We start from the raw sequence: 653 nt of genomic DNA on the forward strand, positions 1-653 counted from the left end.
AACGACCATCCTTCCGCCACCAGTGCCAAGAAAGGTTACACTTGACATATATTATTATAAATGTATAAGTTGTACAAAAAAATATCTGAATGTTTTTCTAAAAATTCCGGAAAATGATTTAACCACAGGATTCATGATAATGCCTGTGAGAAAAGAATTCAGGAAACTTGTAACCCGTGATGAAGCAAGGCAGATCATCAACGGCCTTGATATTAAACCTCATATATTCGAAGTGGATGTAGAAGACGCTTCAGGACATATCCTTGCAATGGATGTTGTTTCGCAGGTGGATGTCCCTCCTTTTACCAGGGCATCGATGGATGGTTATGCCGTGTATGCATCTGATACTTACACTGCACGTGAGGACAGGCCGGTCCGGCTTAAAATTGTTGGATATATCCCTGCAGGAACCGACCCCGGTGTTTTTCTTCAAAAGGGAGAGGCTGCTGAGATCGCAACTGGTGCGGTAATGCCGGAAGGAGCGGATTCGGTAGTTATGGTTGAATATACGCATTTTGATAAAGATATTTTTATCCACCGCCCTGTCTCGATTAATGAAAATGTTATGCAGGCAGGCTCGGATATAATGGCCGGGGAGCGGGTTTTAAGAACGGGGACCTGCCTTGGTGCACGGGAAATAGGTGTGCATTGTG

Annotated in this window: 1 protein-coding gene; it reads left to right on the forward strand. The window is 44.1% G+C overall.

Translation table 11 applies throughout. The annotated features are described in order from the left end of the window. Nucleotides 1-133 precede the first annotated feature (133 nt). The coding region (locus FIB07_01805; protein NJD51581.1) for a molybdopterin biosynthesis protein at nucleotides 134-653 on the forward strand (520 nt) is incomplete at its 3' end.

Source organism: Candidatus Methanoperedens sp. (genome assembly GCA_012026795.1).
Classification (GTDB): Archaea; Halobacteriota; Methanosarcinia; order Methanosarcinales; family Methanoperedenaceae; genus Methanoperedens.